Source organism: Bifidobacterium catenulatum PV20-2, assembly GCF_000800455.1.
GTDB classification, from domain to species: domain Bacteria; phylum Actinomycetota; class Actinomycetes; order Actinomycetales; family Bifidobacteriaceae; genus Bifidobacterium; species Bifidobacterium kashiwanohense_A.
Window position 1 is genome coordinate 2,331,990 of record NZ_CP007456.1, and the last position, 15,807, is coordinate 2,347,796.

Below are 15,807 nucleotides of genomic sequence, written 5' to 3' on the forward strand. Positions count from 1 at the left end.
AGAAAAAATGCAGAACAACACCTTCGACCAGATCGCCAACGCCAACACCGTTTCCATGGATGCCGGCCTCAGCCAGTTCGCTTTCGCCAAGGCCTCCTCCACCTTGTTTAAGAAGGCTTTCAGCAAGTAAGATTCCATAAAAGTCTTTATCAAACGCCTCGGCTGCTGTGATGAACCGGTCCAGCAGCCGAGGCGTTCCCATATACCTTGGACCGTCCGGCAACGGCGCACGGAACGGGCCTCGGATGATCGGAGGGAACATGGACGAGCCAGCGGATGGGCGCGGGAGCACCGGATTCCGATATGACAACAAATGGTTCGAGACCGCCACGCTTGCATTATTGTATCTTACAGGATACAATAATGCATATGGAAATCCAACAAACCGACCAGTTCCGCAAGTGGTTGCATAGGCTGCGCGACCATGCCGCCAAAGCGCGGATCACTGCCCGGATCAGACAGTGTGCACTGGCGGGACAACCGGTCGGCGATATGCACCCGGTCGGTAAAGGCGTGAACGAATTGCGTTTCTTCTTCGGCCCAGGCTACCGCGTCTACTTCGCCCAGAAAGGCAATCAGATCATGTTGCTGCTCGCCGGCGGGGACAAGACCGGACAGGACAAGACCATAAAAGAGGCACAGAAAATGCTCGAATCACTTATCAAGGAGGGACAATGGTAAGCATCAGCAATTTTGATGCCAGCGAATACATCGAAAACGAAGAAGACGCCATCGCATACCTCAACGCCGCCGCGGAAACCGGCGACCCGGCGCTTCTGCAGGCCGCCATCGGCGACATAGCCAAGGCGCGTGGCATGGGCCAAATCGCCAAGGAAGCCGGAGTCGGCCGCGAAAGCCTCTACAAAAGCCTCAACAAAGAAGGCAACCCAAGTTTCCGCACCATCGTCAAGGTCGTCGATGCACTTGGAGGCCGACTTGTCATCGAACCCGTGCCCGCCACGGCATGAAAGAATTCCATCATTTTTATGCTGCCTGTCAACTCTGGCAGTCATGCTGACTACCAGAGTCTTTGTTACTCATCTATGTAAATATTATTCTGATACTGATGCTCTTGCTCGTCCCACATGGGATCAGCCTTTGCAGCCCACACCGGAAAAACGATTCTGCAAACAGCATGATCCTGTAAATCATTAATCTCATCCTGTCCGCCGCGACCATGCTCGTCATTGCACCGTTGCTCATCGCGTTCTTCATTTTCCAACGTCAGTTCATCAGCAGCTTTATGATGTCCGGCATTAAATGATATCGAGTGCCTACGCGCCGACCAGTTCAAGCATCTGCGGAATGCTCTTCTTGCCGAACTCGACCCGCTGCGTGCCGTCGGCCCGTGTGATGACGATGCAGGGCACGCTCATCGCGCCATAATGGTCCCTAAGCTCGGGGAAGTGCGCAACATCGTAGGCCTCGACGCGCACGGCCGGGTTCAGCGAAGCGATACGCTGGGAAGCGAGCACGGTCTCCGGGCACATCGTGCAGGTGAGCGAGACGAGGATCATGATGCTCAATGGGTCCGTGATGGACCGCGCCCGTTCGATCAGATCATCGTCCAACGGCTGACCGGGACCGGCCACGTTGTACAGGCCCAGCACGAACGAATTGAATTCATGGCCGGAAGGCACACCATGGAAGGCAAGGCCGGTCGGCTCGCCGTCCACCACCATGCGCACACATGGGCGCGCGGCGGGCAGCACGCTGTCGACGTCGAACACCGCACGGCCCGTATCGTCCTTCTTGTACTCGCCATCAACCACCGTCGATTTCAGCTTGCCGCCGGACAACGCGACCAACGCATCAATGAATCCCCGCAGTTCCGTAGACAGCGGCGTATCGTCCAGCTCCAAAGCAAGCGTGACCGGCCGAGACATGCGGCCAAAGACCACGTTGAGCTGCTGTCTGGTGGCGTCGGAGAACAATTCGCCGGGTTTCCTGACGGCGTTCGCCGCGGCAGCGGCATCGGCGCTGCGTTGGGCGGGTGCCGGCGCGGGCGTGGTGCCGACCACCGAGGCGGCTTTTGTCTTCGCTGTGGACTGCTCATAGACGTAGGAGGCCGGACGCTGTGGCGTCAAGCCGGTTTTCTCGCTCATCCGCTTGGCGTACCGTTCCAACTCCACCGCGGCAATAGCGCCATCAGCGGTGGCAGTAACCACTTGCCGCAGGTTTTTGGCCCGCAAATCACCAGCCGCGTACACGCCCGGCACTGAGGTTTCGAGATAGCCGTGCGTAACCACGTAACCATAATCGTCCAGCTCCACCACGCCGCGCACCAAATCCGTGGCAGGCACATATCCTGCGAACACGAACACTCCGAACGTACCACCGTCAGCAGGTTTCCACGTTTCGGTCTGGCCGGTGACCCGGTTCAGGATCGAAGCTTCACGTAAGCCGCCTTGTCCAGCAGTGACGCCTTGCAGCTCGACTTGGTAACGCACGTCGATTTTCGGATTGTTTTTGGCTGCGGCGGCCACCGTGGCGTCGCAGGTGAAGTCCCGTTCCCGCACGAGAACGGTGACTTTGGAGGCGTATGTGGTCAGGAACACGGATTCCTCGGCTGCTGCGAACCCTCCGCCGACCACCAGTACTTCCTTACCGGCAAAGAACTCGCCATCGCAGGTGGCGCAGTAGGCCACACCGCGGCCAGCATATTCGGACTCCCCTTCGAACCCTAGTTTACGTGGGCTGGCACCGGTGGCGATGAGAATACCAAAAGCCTTCAAGTCACCACGCGAGGTATGCACGGTTTTGACGTCACCATGCACGTCAAGGCCGATGGCTTCGGCGGATAGGAATTCAGCGCCGAAGTCCTGCGCCTGCTGACGCATGGTCTGGGTAAGTGCACGGCCAGTGGTGCGGCCGACGCCCGGATAATTGACTACCTCATTGGTGATGGTGATCTGTCCGCCGAAATCGTCTTTCTCGAGAATCAACACGCGATATCGGGCGCGAGCCAGATACAATCCCGCCGTCAAACCAGCAGGACCGCCGCCGACGACTATAACGTCATACAAATCATTTCGAGACATAACGACTCCCTTCGTGCCTTGCCCTGGCTGTTCAAGGGGTTGCCCGGAGGTTCTCCGGACAACCTTGTCGGGTTAGATTAACAATCCGTCCATCAAGCGACGATCACAGTTGTCCAACAAGATCGAGGCTAGGTTCGATGGTGTCCTCGCCCGGAGTCCAGTTGGCTGGGCAGACCTGATCGCCATGCTCGTGGACGAACTGAGAGGCTTGCACACGACGTAGTAGTTCTTCGGCATTGCGTCCTACGTTGGAGGAGATGACTTCATAGGCCACGACCTTGCCTTCGGGGCTCACGATGAAGTCACCGCGTTCGGCCATACCATCGACTTCGTTGTAGGTGTCGAGATCTTTGGCCAATAGAGCGGTCGGGTCGGCAAGCATCGGATATTGAATCTTGGCGATCTTTTCATTGGCGTCATGCCATGCCTTGTGCACGAAGTGGGTGTCGCAGGAGACGGAGTAGACTTCGCATCCAATTTCCTTGAACTTGGCGTAGTTGCGGGCCAGATCCTCAAGCTCAGTTGGGCACACGAAGGTGAAATCAGCTGGGTAGAAGAAGAACAGGGACCAGTGGCCGAGTACATCAGCCTTGGTCACCTCATGGAACTCGTTGTTCTGGAACGCGTTCACCTTAAAATCGGTCAGTTCATGCTGTAGAAGAGTCATCATCGGTCCTTTCGCTGATTGTCAATCATCAGGCTCCTGCCGTTCTCCATCGTAACGTGATTCTCTGGAACCCGCGCGGGCGTAACGCGTGAGCCTCATCACATCATTACTAACAGTCACGCTGACGGACCATGCGATGCGAGGGTGTTGTGGAATAAAAGCCTCCCGCGCGCCGCGGGAAACAAGAACCAAAAGACGAACAAGAAAAGGGTTCCCGGAATGTCACGCTCGGAAAGCCCCGGGGAACCGGGAGGCAAAACAAGAAAAGGGGGTTCCCGGAGCCTTACGCCCAAGGGAACCCCGTGCGAATAAAAGAAGAGGATCCTCCGGGAACCCCGCCACGGGGCTCGACCGGAGGATCCTCCGACGTTGAATGCGGCGGCGTGCTACTCTCCCACACCCTCTCGAGTGCAGTACCATCGCCGCGACCAGGCCTTAGCTTCCGGGTTCGGAAAGGGACCGGGCGTCTCACCTGGGCCATGACCACCGCAAAACCAAACACAACGGCCAACCACAAGGATCGGCCGGCAAACGGAACCAACCACGATTCCGATCGTGGCGGTCCGGGAACCGGACAACGGACGCGAACAAAACGCCTTACCAACATCATCATTGTGACCACAAGAAACAGCGTTCCCTGCCATCCAACGAGAAAAACCACCACAGGACGAGACCCAACCCACAAGGGTTGGAAAGTGTGCCGCGTTCGCCCGTTAGTACCGGTCGGCTCCACCCCTCGCAGGGCTTCCACCTCCGGCCTATCGAACACGTGTTCCACATGCGGGCTACAGACGCTCCGAAAAGCGTCAAGGAATCCTAATCTTGGAGCAGGCTTCCCGCTTAGATGCTTTCAGCGGTTATCCCTCCCGAACGTAGCCAACCGGCCATGCCGCTGGCGCGACAACCGGCATACCAGAGGTCCGTCCACCCAGGTCCTCTCGTACTATGGGCAGGCCTCCTCAGGATTCCAACGAGCGCAGAGGATAGAGACCAAACTGTCTCACGACGTTCTGAACCCAGCTCGCGTGCCGCTTTAATCGGCGAACAGCCGAACCCTTGGGACCTGCTCCAGCCCCAGGATGCGACGAGCCGACATCGAGGTGCCAAACCATCCCGTCGATATGGACTCTTGGGAATGATCAGCCTGTTATCCCCGGGGTACCTTTTATCCGTTGAGCGATGCCGCGCCCGTGCGCCGGCACCGGATCACTATCTCCGACTTTCGTCCCTGCCCGAACCGTCGTTCTCGCAGTCAAGCCCGCTTGTGCGATTACACTCGAAACCCGATTGCCAACCGGGCTGAGCGGACCTTTGAGCGCCTCCGTTACTCTTTGGGAGGCAACCGCCCCAGTTAAACTACCCGCCAGGCACTGTCCCTGAACAGGATCACTGTTCGAGGTGAGACGTCAAACGAGAACAGAGCGGTATTTCACCTTGCGGCTCCACACGGGCTGGCGCCCGCGCTTCGAAGCCTCCCGCCTATGCTACACAATCCGCGCCTAACGCCAATACCAAGGTATAGTAAAGGTCCCGGGGTCTTTTCGTCCTTCTGCGCTTAACGAGCATCTTTACTCGTACTGCAATTTCGCCGAGCTCCTGGTCGAGACAGTGGGGAAGTCGTTACGCCATTCGTGCAGGTCGGAACTTACCCGACAAGGAATTTCGCTACCTTAGGATGGTTATAGTTACCACCGCCGTTTACCGGGGCTTGAATTCACCGCTTCACCACAAAGGCTGACGGATCCTCTTAACCTTCCGGCACCGGGCAGGCGTCAGTGCATATACAGCGGCTTGCGCCTTCGCATGCACCTGTGTTTTTGGTAAACAGTCGCTACCCCCTGGTCTGTGCCACCCCCAAACGCTCCGAGGGCAAGCCTCTTCACGTCCGGGGGTCTCCCTTATACCGAAGGCACGGGAGTGATTTGCCGAGTTCCTTGACCAGGATTCGCTCGATCGCCTTGGTATTCTCTACCTGACCACCAGTGTCGGTTTGGGGTACGGGCGGCAACGCCCCTCGCGCCGAGGCTTTTCTCGACGGCCTGGACCACCGGATATCGCGTCCGAAAGGACGCCCATCATCGCACCTCACCCTGCATGTCCCACGGATTTGCCTATGGGACGGGCTGCGTGCTTGACCACGGAAAACCACCTCCGCGGCCGGCTCCCATTCCGTGTCACCCCTGTGCGCTAACCTACCAGGACTACGCTCCCAACAGCCGCGAGCCCCGAACCCCGAAGGGAACGACGCCACGCGACCGGAGGTTAGTACTCATCCGTTCAGTTCGGACGGTTCGCTGCCGGTACGGGAATATCCACCCGTTCATCCATTCGACTACGCCTGTCGGCCTCGCCTTAGGACCCGACTCACCCGGGGACGACGAACGTGGCCCCGGAACCCTTGGTCATCCAGCGGACGGGATCCTCACCCGTCTCTCGCTACTCATGTCTGCATTCTCGCTCCCCCGAAGTCCACGGCCGGCTTGCGCCGCCGCTTCGCCCCTCGGGGGACGCTCTCCTACCCAACGGTCGAAAAGACCGTTGCCGCGTCTTCGGTGGTGTGCTTGAGCCCCGCTACATTGTCGGCGCGGAACCACTAGACCAGTGAGCTGTTACGCACTCTTTCAAGGATGGCTGCTTCTGAGCCAACCTCCTGGCTGTCTATGCGACTCCACATCCTTTCCCACTTAGCACACGCTTCGGGACCTTAGACGACGATCTGGGCTGTCTCCCTCTCGACGACGGAGCTTATCCCCCGCCGACTCACTGCCGGAATACACATCCACGGTATTCGGAGTTTGGCTGCTATTGGTACCCCACACGGGCCCGCAAGCATCCAGTAGCTCTACCCCCGCGATGCAATCAACCGACGCTGCACCTAAATGCATTTCGGAGAGAACCAGCTATCACGGAATTTGATTGGCCTTTCACCCCTAGCCCCAGGTCATCCCCCCGGTTTTCAACCCAGGTGGGTTCGGTCCTCCACGCGGTCTTACCCGCGCTTCAACCTGCCCAGGGCTAGATCATCCCGCTTCGGGTCCAGGGCACGCGACTCAAAACGCCTTTTGAGACTCGCCTTCGCTACGGCTCCCCCACGACGGGTTAGCCTCGCCACGCACCACTGACTCGCAGACTCATTTTTCGATAGGCACGCCGTCACCCCACCAGGGAGGCTCCGACGGATTGTAGGCGCACGGTTTCAGGAACTCTTTCACTCCCCTCCCGGGGTGCTTTTCACCTTTCCCTCACGGTACTGGTACGCTATCGGTCAGACAGGTATGCTTAGACTTACCCCACGGTCGGGGCCGATTCACACGGGATTCCACGAGGCCCGCGCTACTTGGGACGCATGATCGGAAGACGGCAAGCTTCCAGGTACGGGGCTGGCACCCTCTGCGGCCAGGCCTTCAAGCCTGTTCCCCTGGCAAGCCGTTTTATGACTCCCGCCCGGTCCGTCGGAACCGGGACACACGCTCCCACAACACCACGGACGCAACCCCCGACGGGTATCACGCGCCCATGGTTTGGTCTGATCCGCTTTCGCTCGCCACTACTCACGGAGTATCCCTTCCTGCAGGTACTGAGATGTTTCACTTCCCTGCGTACCCCCGGAACAACAAGGTTCCGTGCCGGCCCATGACGGCCGGCGGGTTGCCCCATTCGGAAATCCTCGGATCGAAGCCATGTTGGAGGCTCCCCGAGGCTTATCGCATCCTCAAACGTCCTTCATCGGTACTGTCTGCCAAGGCATCCACCATACGCCCTTCAGGGCGGCACACGCCCCGAAAAACCTGATAATAGCTTTTCTACGCCAGACGACAGATCATCACACTGTAAAAAATGATCACAAAACGATCGATCTCGAAACCAGACTCCAAAAAAAGAGCCTGGCGAAATCGCGATAAAGCAAGCAGGACAACAATCCTGCATTGCTCGCGTCCACTATCCAGTTCTCAAACCACCACGCGCCCCGACAAGACCCGGCCCGCGGCCCACAGACCCACGGCGTCCCGCCAGGGGCATCCGGAAAACCGCACGCGACCAAACGTCGCGGGTGGCGGTCCGGGAACCCAAAAGCATACCCATACCACTCCCCGCAGGCCCCCAACGGAACCCGCGAAGCCCACGATCTCTTCCACACCAGCACGCCCACACCCTCCGAAGACTCTCTCCGGCATGCGGGCCACACTACGGACGCCGACCGGCGTCCTGAAAAACTCCGTAGAAAGGAGGTGATCCAGCCGCACCTTCCGGTACGGCTACCTTGTTACGACTTAGTCCCAATCACGAGTCTCACCTTAGACGGCTCCATCCCACAAGGGGTTAGGCCACCGGCTTCGGGTGCTACCCACTTTCATGACTTGACGGGCGGTGTGTACAAGGCCCGGGAACGCATTCACCGCGGCGTTGCTGATCCGCGATTACTAGCGACTCCGCCTTCATGGAGTCGGGTTGCAGACTCCAATCCGAACTGAGACCGGTTTTCAGGGATCCGCTCCACGTCGCCGTGTCGCATCCCGTTGTACCGGCCATTGTAGCATGCGTGAAGCCCTGGACGTAAGGGGCATGATGATCTGACGTCATCCCCACCTTCCTCCGAGTTGACCCCGGCGGTCCCCCGTGAGTTCCCACCATCATGTGCTGGCAACACAGGGCGAGGGTTGCGCTCGTTGCGGGACTTAACCCAACATCTCACGACACGAGCTGACGACGACCATGCACCACCTGTGAACCCGCCCCGAAGGGAAGCCCCATCTCTGGAGCGGTCGGGAACATGTCAAGCCCAGGTAAGGTTCTTCGCGTTGCATCGAATTAATCCGCATGCTCCGCCGCTTGTGCGGGCCCCCGTCAATTTCTTTGAGTTTTAGCCTTGCGGCCGTACTCCCCAGGCGGGATGCTTAACGCGTTAGCTCCGACACGGAACCCGTGGAACGGGCCCCACATCCAGCATCCACCGTTTACGGCGTGGACTACCAGGGTATCTAATCCTGTTCGCTCCCCACGCTTTCGCTCCTCAGCGTCAGTAACGGCCCAGAGACCTGCCTTCGCCATTGGTGTTCTTCCCGATATCTACACATTCCACCGTTACACCGGGAATTCCAGTCTCCCCTACCGCACTCAAGCCCGCCCGTACCCGGCGCGGATCCACCGTTAAGCGATGGACTTTCACACCGGACGCGACGAACCGCCTACGAGCCCTTTACGCCCAATAATTCCGGATAACGCTTGCACCCTACGTATTACCGCGGCTGCTGGCACGTAGTTAGCCGGTGCTTATTCGAAAGGTACACTCACCCGAAGGCTTGCTCCCGATCAAAAGCGGTTTACAACCCGAAGGCCGTCATCCCGCACGCGGCGTCGCTGCATCAGGCTTGCGCCCATTGTGCAATATTCCCCACTGCTGCCTCCCGTAGGAGTCTGGGCCGTATCTCAGTCCCAATGTGGCCGGTCGCCCTCTCAGGCCGGCTACCCGTCGTAGGCTCGGTGGGCCGTTACCCCGCCGACTACCTGATAGGACGCGACCCCATCCCATACCGATAGAATCTTTCCCAGCCCACCATGCGGAAGGCTGGAGCATCCGGCATTACCACCCGTTTCCAGGAGCTATTCCGGTGTATGGGGCAGGTCGGTCACGCATTACTCACCCGTTCGCCACTCTCACCACCAAGCAAAGCCTGATGGATCCCGTTCGACTTGCATGTGTTAAGCACGCCGCCAGCGTTCATCCTGAGCCAGAATCGAACCCTCCACAAAAAACCTTTGCAGAAAGCCAACATGTGACCCTCAAAAAAAAGAAACCGACATCCGTTTATCAGGAAAACGGACTGTCCGCAAAAACCCCGTCCCGTTTGACCGGCCTCCCGGCACCCACACGCCAAACGCGCGGGCCGTAAGACGGACTGGCAATCATTGACTATAAAGAAGTAGTACAAATACGCTCTTGAGTTCTCAAACCACCACCACTCACCCACCTCACGGAACCCCGACCGGGGAACCACTCGCCGAGCGGCAGCGAAGAGTCAATCTACACGAAACCGACGATCCACGCAACCCGGGCATGCGAAAACCGTCGGGAAACGTTGGAAACACAACGATTCCTCGGCGTGTCGAAAACGGCCTCCGAACGGCCGCACGGCCAGTCTAGAACACGAAAACAACGACCACATGAACCAAAAACAAACACCAAACGGCGTGTCGTCGCCGCAACACCGCATACACAACCGACTCATCAGCCAACCAGCCATGTATTGGCCGAGAAAAATCCCAGACAAAACAGAACGATAAGGAAACAGGAGAAGACGAAAACAAGCAAACACAACCAGGCCACGCAACGCATGCCCGGATTCAATCTCACATAGCAAAGTTTGATTCCAAAAAACGGAGATACAGCAAAGACCTATATAAACCTGACTGTGGTTGCTCTGAAATACGGCGAGGGCCGCCGACTGGGGTGAGTCGACGGCCCCTGCTGCTGTTCAGTTGTCATTCAATTATTGATTGATCCATGAAAAGGAAGCCATATCAGGCGGAGATTTCAGCCTTAGCCTTCTTGTGATCCATGTAGCGCTTGATAGTCAGAGCCTCAAGTGCAATCACCAGAACAGCGGTCACGCCCCAAGCCACGTACATGGCAGTCTTCCAGATCGGGGTATCGACCTTCGGCTCACCATCTGCATACTGCCAGCTGTTGGCGGCGGTGTACAGAATGTTGTGAGCAGCGGTACGCATGGCCTTCACGGAGGTTGCGGACTTGTCGGTGATGTGGTTGGTGATCTTGGTGGTGGCCAGCATGGAATCGTTACCGTTACGAATCTCCTGATCGGCATTCTGGTAGCCGTAGCCGCCGAAATAATCGGTCAGGACGAAGCCCTTGAAGCCCCACTCGTCACGGAGCACGGTGTTCAGCAGGTTGTTAGAAGCGCCGGCATAGGTGTAACCGATGTAGTTGAAGGAGCTCATCACGGCCTGTGCGCCGCCTTCTTTCACGCTCATCTCGAACGGCTTGAGGTAGATCTCGCGGATGGCCTGCTCGTCCGCCCAGGTGCACACCATGTTGGTACGGTTGGTTTCCTGATCGTTCAGAGCGAAGTGCTTCATGAAGGAATACACGCCCTTCTCCTTGGCGCCGGCGATCTCGTTGGATGCCATAACACCGGAGAGCAAGGAGTCCTCGGAGAAGTACTCGAAGGTACGGCCAGAGAATGCGCCACGGTGGATGTTCATAGCCGGAGCGTACCAACCAGCAACATGCATGTCGTGAGCCATATCGCCGATCATCTCGCCGAACTGCTTGGCTAGATCCTTGTTCCAAGTGCAGGCGAATGCGGTGGAAGCCGGGAAGCCGATGGAGCCAACGCCGGTGAAGTTGTTGTTCAGCGAGGCCGGGCCGTCAGCATCGGTGAGCTGGATCTTGCCGACGGAGGAAACGGCCGGGGTACCGTAGCCACCGTTGGCGATGAGGTTGTCCATATCATCGAAGGTCAGCTGGTCAAGCAGCTTCTCCCAATCAGCATCGTCGTAATCCTTGCCGTACATGTCAGCCAAGCGGAGATCATTCTTGGCACCGGTGGTCGGCATTTCGTCGGAATCATCGTCATACTTGGTCGGATCATAGTTGCCATTGTTGGTGAAAGCAGCCTTGACTTCGTCGCTCATGGAGAAGTTGGTCGGGGCTGCGGTGGCTTCAGCGTAGTTCGCGAAGTGGTTGGCACGGGACAGATAAGTCACATCGCCAGCGGCATAGTCGAACTGGTTGGTGGCCACGGTCTGATCATCGTTGTGGATGTTCGACTCGGAATCGTAGGTGATGGTGTCAGCAACGTTGATCTTCTCGGAATCGATCACATGATGGGAATCGGACTGGATGGAGATGGTGTAATCGCCCTTCTCCAGCACCCAAGCCTTGGCACCCTTGTTGTCATAGGAAGCCATATCGTCATCATCGAACTCGATCTTCACAGTCTCAGAGGCGCCCGGCTCAAGCTTCTCAGTCTTCTCGAAAGCGACGAGGTTCTTGGAAGCCTTCTCGATATCTCCATTGGTGTACGGCGGGTTGTAGTAGACCTCAACAACGTCCTTGCCGGCGGTGTCGCCAGTGTTGGTGACGGTCACATCAAACGTGACCTTGCCATCCTTGTAGGAAACGTCACCCATCTTCTGCTCGAAACTGGTGTAAGACAAGCCGTAACCGAATGGATAGATGACGGTGTCATCGTAGTTGATCAGACCTTCATCGGCTGCAGTCTCATAAAACTTGTAGCCCACATAAATACCTTCGACATAGTTGACGAAGGACGGAAGCACGGTATTTTCCTGACCGGTGAAGCCGGTGTACTTAGCAGCCAAATCGTCGACATTATCGTAGACGAATGCACCATCGGCACCAACGGAAGATGAGCTGGCAGCAGCAGCGCCATCAGTGTTGTTGAACACTGGGGTCTTGGTCAGATTCTTGACGAACGTGTCGGAAGTCTTGCCGGACGGGTTGGTTTCGCCAGCGAGCACGTCACCGAGTGCGGAGAAACCGGTCTGGCCTGCAGGCGGGCACCACAGCACGGACTTGATTTGCGGATAGTTGCTCAGGAAGTCGAACTGGAAAGCATTTGCACCGTTATAGACGAGCGTGACCTTGTCGAAGTTCTTGGCGACCAGGTCAATCATGTCGCGCTCAGTCTTGCTCAGCTGCAGGAAGTGCTCACCATCCTGGAAGTCATCATAATCCTTGGAGTTGTTCTTGTAGGTAATGGTTTCGGCCTTCATGTTGGTCGGCAGATCAGCACCTTCGCCACCGACGCGGGTGATCACCACAACAGCCTCATCGGAGAAGCTCTTGGCGTCAGAAATCAGCGAATCGGAATACTGGTCGGCCGGAACCTCAGGCAGGGTCCAATCCTGGGACCACATAGCAACAACCGGGCGGTCCGCACGGTAATCGGTGTACAGCTTGCTCAGATCGGCGTTGGTTTCAAGACCAGCTTCCTTCATGCCATCAAGCAGGGAAACGGTGTCGTACTGATCAGACATGGAGCCGGAGCCGGTGCCGCCATAAACCGGATTGGTGGAGCCCCAACCGAACACGTTGACCTTCTTGTTGATCAACGGCAGGTTGGAATCATCGTTCTTCAGCATGGTGATAGCTTCCGACTGCACTTCCTTGGCCAGCTCATTAGCCTTGGAAACAGTAGCGTCAGACAGCGTGTACTTCGTGAGGGTCGCGTTGTTGAGCAGCGTCGCCAGCGGACCGGACAGCATCATGGAAACCGCGACGACAATGCCGACCAGCGCCACAAGCCAAGACTCGGAGTGGATGATCTTACGGGTCGCGACTTCCTTCACCGTCTTCTTATTGACGGCGAAAGTGATGATCAGCGCAAGCACAAATAGCACGCCAATCGCAATCAGGTACGGCGTCAACGAACCGATAACGTTCATGACGTCAGCCATGTTGATTTGCAGCATGGTCTGCCTCCTCCTTGATTCTCATAACCAAACGACATGCAGGCCCCGATTTCCTCATCGAAACCAAAAATCACGTAACGCTGCCCCGCGCCGCATGATTTCCAGAAGTGAAGACACTTCTTCATGTCGATATCTCGATTTCACCAAAATCCGCGGAAAAAGTACTCTGATTTTTCCCAGCCTGTCGTTTCGCGTGCATAATCTGCATACCACTTGCGCATGCAAAACGACTGTTCGTGCGCATATGATTCCGTTACACGCATGCATATGGAACAATATGCGTTCTTTCGCGGATTGACCGTCAATCGTTGATTTGCCTACTGTCGACCGCTGATTTAATAACCGGATATCGTTGCCATGTTACGGAAAAAACGTCGCCCTAATTGCGACTCAACTACGCAATCGCGTTTTTATGATGATTTTTGCGCACTGAAGCGAGCTGTTCTAACAACAACCTGCATAAGGCAAGTACCATGGGTTCCATGAGCGACTTAAGCGCATTGAATCTGGAGGCGGGCAGCCTCGTTGGCGGATATACGTTGATTTCACGGCTTGGATCGGGAGCAATGGGATCGGTATGGCGTGTGCGCGATGACGGCGGACACCAGTATGCGATGAAAATTTTGCGCGATTCCCTTGCCGAGGAAGATGCCTCCGGCGAACGTTCCCGTGATCAGCTGACCGCACGCGAGCGCCTGCGCAGGGAGGCTATGGCGCTGCAGAAGGTGCGTCATCCGGGCGTGTGTGGCATTGTGGATATGGAATTGGATGATGCTCTGGCCTTCATTGTGACCGAGTTGATCGAGGGCAAGAATCTGCGTGAGGATGTGCGAGCCAACGGTAGGTATGTGGGCGACGATCTGGAGCGGTTGGGGCGCAAGCTGATCGAGGCGGTGAAGGCCGTGCATGCGGCTGGTATTGTGCACCGCGATATCAAACCGACGAATGTGATGGTGTCGAATACCGGACCGGTGTTGGTGGATTTCGGTATTGCCATGGGCGAGGGCGAAAGTCATGTGACGCGCACGGGTTTGGTTATGGGCACGCCGGGATTCATCGCACCGGAGATCATTGATGGCGTGGAATCCGATGAGATGAGCGACTGGTGGTCAGTGGCGAGCGTGCTGGCGTTTGCCGCTACCGGCGAGCCGGTGTTCGGCACGAAGCCGATGATGGCCGTGTTGGAGCGTGCCGCTGCGGGAAGCGCGAATTTGGCCGGGCTTCCGGCGGGAACCATGGCCGCATTCCGTTCAGCGTTGAATCCGAATCGTACGAAACGTTGCACGCCCGACGAATTGTTGCAGGCGATTGCGTTGGATGCGTTGAATCCGAAAGCTTGGGATGCTGCGGACACTGCTTCGGATTCGGGTTCCACTGCCGACATATCGGAGGCGATGCCCCCTTTTGCTGAATCGCCTGACAATCCACGAACCCTGTGGAGGTCGTTGGATCAAATAACGGGCGAAGACGCTATAGGCACACGCACCTTGCCGCAGTTCGTTGAGGCCACGCAGGCAATCGGTGCGACCGGTATTGCTGACATAACCGATACCGTTATTGCCGATGCGCCCGATGCCGGCACCTCGGTCATGGATATCAACGCGCATACCACGACGATTCCTCTTGGCACCGGCACGCGCGTGCTGCCTGCCATGCTGCCTGTCGATAGCAGAGATACCAGCGTGCTGCCGCAAGATACACCACAGGACGCACCGCAATCCACGCGGGTGATGCCGTTTCAGGATGCGTGGAACCCCACTCAAGAAGCCACGCAAATCGATCCGGCCATCAAACCGGCGTTGCAACGCATTGCCAACCAGCGACCACCGGCGGTAATACCGAATGCGTCGGTTGAAATGGCGCAAAACGTGCAGGCGCAAGACATACCAACGTCCACTATGCCAGTTATGCCGGCCACTCCGATCACGCCGACAGCCCCGGCAACCCCGCTCAACCCGAATGCGCCGCAACCGCCTAATCCGGCCGACGTGCTTCGTGGCAAACTGTTGGGCCGAGGCACGCTCCTCTGCACGCTCCTGGCCATTCCTGTGGCGCTGTTCGGCTTGTTCTCGCCTTGGCTGGCATGGGCTGCGGGTGTACTGCTGGCTTGGCTGCTCGCCACCATCGGATTCAATATGGAAGCGCAGCTGGAGCGTGAAGGCCGCCGTGGAGGCAACCGAAAAGCCTCCGACTGGCTCGCACGCGCGGCCACGCTGCCTTGGCATGTGCTCAAAGGGTTGGGCTATGCGGTGCCACGCGCATTGATCGTGGCCACGATCGCCGCATTGGGATTGGCGATCGCCACAGTCGCATTGCAATTACCGTTCGCCATGGTGGATACCGCAATATTCGGATTCACGATTCCACTGCCGACTTGGATTGAAGGACCGGTTTCGCAAAGCGGCATCGTCCAGGCCGGTTGCTGCGCCATCGGTTGGCTGGTCTCCACCCTCACGCCGGGAGCTCTGGTGTTGCGATTGGGAGCTGGAACGCTACGTGGTCGCCCGAAATCCAGCACTCCTGCGGAATCCATATGAAATGTAGTGAAAACCAAGAATCGGCAAACGTTGGCAATCCTCAGAAAAACGTCAGACAATCGCACGTAGTATGACAACGTAAGCTTTTACGAAATACTTCATTCAG

At 57.4% G+C, this 15,807-nt stretch carries 8 protein-coding genes and 3 rRNA genes; 4 read left to right on the top strand and 7 right to left on the bottom strand.

What is annotated here, in order from left to right:
- The first annotated feature begins 7 nt into the window (after positions 1-7).
- From AH68_RS11200 to AH68_RS09895, 3 genes are all read left to right on the top strand, one after another.
- The gene (locus tag AH68_RS11200) at positions 8-130 is read left to right on the top strand and encodes a hypothetical protein (protein ID WP_260847210.1); all 123 of its coding nucleotides are present in this window, start codon (positions 8-10) and stop codon (positions 128-130) included.
- Positions 131-369: 239 nt separating this feature from the next.
- Positions 370-681 carry a type II toxin-antitoxin system RelE/ParE family toxin gene (locus AH68_RS09890; protein WP_033501891.1) on the top strand — a complete coding sequence of 104 codons (312 nt, stop codon included), beginning with the start codon at positions 370-372 and terminating at the stop codon, positions 679-681.
- Positions 675-968, top strand: a complete 294-nt coding sequence (locus AH68_RS09895) for an addiction module antidote protein (protein WP_033501886.1) — start codon at positions 675-677, stop codon at positions 966-968. Before AH68_RS09890 ends, AH68_RS09895 begins: the two co-directional genes overlap by 7 nt.
- Before the next feature lie 65 nt (positions 969-1,033).
- Here AH68_RS09895 and AH68_RS10810 read toward each other — a convergent pair whose 3' ends face one another.
- The 7 genes from AH68_RS10810 to AH68_RS09925 form a co-directional block, all read right to left on the bottom strand.
- Positions 1,034-1,222, bottom strand: a complete 189-nt coding sequence (locus AH68_RS10810) for a hypothetical protein (protein ID WP_158333004.1) — start codon at positions 1,220-1,222, stop codon at positions 1,034-1,036.
- A gap of 52 nt (positions 1,223-1,274) precedes the next feature.
- Positions 1,275-3,041, bottom strand: coding sequence for an FAD-dependent oxidoreductase (locus AH68_RS09900; protein WP_039199576.1), 1,767 nt, complete (start codon positions 3,039-3,041; stop codon positions 1,275-1,277).
- Positions 3,042-3,144: 103 nt separating this feature from the next.
- Positions 3,145-3,708 carry an alkyl hydroperoxide reductase subunit C gene (ahpC, locus tag AH68_RS09905; protein ID WP_033501889.1) on the bottom strand — a complete coding sequence of 188 codons (564 nt, stop codon included), beginning with the start codon at positions 3,706-3,708 and terminating at the stop codon, positions 3,145-3,147.
- Positions 3,709-4,081: 373 nt separating this feature from the next.
- A 5S ribosomal RNA gene (gene rrf, locus AH68_RS09910) occupies positions 4,082-4,199 on the bottom strand.
- Positions 4,200-4,402: 203 nt separating this feature from the next.
- Positions 4,403-7,483: ribosomal RNA gene (locus tag AH68_RS09915) — 23S ribosomal RNA — on the bottom strand.
- 447 nt (positions 7,484-7,930) lie between these two features.
- Positions 7,931-9,459 (bottom strand): 16S ribosomal RNA (locus tag AH68_RS09920).
- The 16S, 23S and 5S rRNA genes sit together here, the layout of an rRNA operon.
- 768 nt (positions 9,460-10,227) lie before the next feature.
- The gene (locus AH68_RS09925; protein ID WP_039199578.1) at positions 10,228-13,164 is read right to left on the bottom strand and encodes a glycoside hydrolase family 3 N-terminal domain-containing protein; all 2,937 of its coding nucleotides are present in this window, start codon (positions 13,162-13,164) and stop codon (positions 10,228-10,230) included.
- Positions 13,165-13,637: 473 nt separating this feature from the next.
- Between AH68_RS09925 and AH68_RS09930 the strand changes: the two genes are divergently transcribed.
- Positions 13,638-15,701 (top strand): serine/threonine-protein kinase, encoded by a 2,064-nt coding sequence (locus AH68_RS09930; protein ID WP_039199580.1) that lies wholly within the window; start codon positions 13,638-13,640, stop codon positions 15,699-15,701.
- Positions 15,702-15,807 lie beyond the last annotated feature (106 nt).

Excerpts from the sequence above, each read along its gene's own strand:
- AH68_RS11200 (WP_260847210.1), top strand. The coding sequence starts at position 8 with ATGCAGAACAACACCTTCGACCAGATCGCCAACGCCAACACCGTTTCC.
- AH68_RS09925 (WP_039199578.1), bottom strand. The coding sequence starts at position 13,164 with ATGCTGCAAATCAACATGGCTGACGTCATGAACGTTATCGGTTCGTTG.
- AH68_RS09930 (WP_039199580.1), top strand. The coding sequence starts at position 13,638 with ATGGGTTCCATGAGCGACTTAAGCGCATTGAATCTGGAGGCGGGCAGC.
- AH68_RS09895 (WP_033501886.1), top strand. The coding sequence starts at position 675 with ATGGTAAGCATCAGCAATTTTGATGCCAGCGAATACATCGAAAACGAA.
- ahpC (WP_033501889.1), bottom strand. The coding sequence starts at position 3,708 with ATGACTCTTCTACAGCATGAACTGACCGATTTTAAGGTGAACGCGTTC.
- AH68_RS09890 (WP_033501891.1), top strand. The coding sequence starts at position 370 with ATGGAAATCCAACAAACCGACCAGTTCCGCAAGTGGTTGCATAGGCTG.
- AH68_RS09900 (WP_039199576.1), bottom strand. The coding sequence starts at position 3,041 with ATGTCTCGAAATGATTTGTATGACGTTATAGTCGTCGGCGGCGGTCCT.